Raw genomic sequence first — 267 nt, 5'->3', positions numbered from 1 at the left:
CCTTATCGCCCAGTTCGCTGCACACCCACGTGCACGTTTGCCGGGTTCTGAGCGCCGAAGAGCAGAGAATGAAGTCCGGGACAACGCCGTGCTTGAGCAACCACTTCCCGGCCAGGGGCGCTTCCCGGTGGCCGCGCTCCTCCAAAGGACGGTCATGGTCGGGCACCCCTGTGGGCCAGTCCGCCTTCGCATGGCGCATGATCACCAAGCGCTTGATGTGGTGGTCGCTCATCCTCCAACCCTATAACCGCGAAGGCACAAGCAACG

At 63.3% G+C, this 267-nt stretch carries 1 protein-coding gene; it reads right to left on the bottom strand.

The window, feature by feature from the left end:
* A partial coding sequence (locus tag SB847_RS21220; RefSeq protein ID WP_410578610.1) for a SixA phosphatase family protein occupies positions 1 to 232 on the bottom strand: 232 nt, incomplete at its 3' end.
* Positions 233 to 267 lie beyond the last annotated feature (35 nt).

Source organism: Bacillus sp. SIMBA_026, from assembly GCF_046535335.1.
Lineage (GTDB): Bacteria > Bacillota > Bacilli > Bacillales > Bacillaceae > Bacillus > Bacillus velezensis.
The sequence above is the reverse complement of the archived record's forward strand: the minus strand, read 5'-3'. Positions and strand labels throughout refer to the sequence as shown.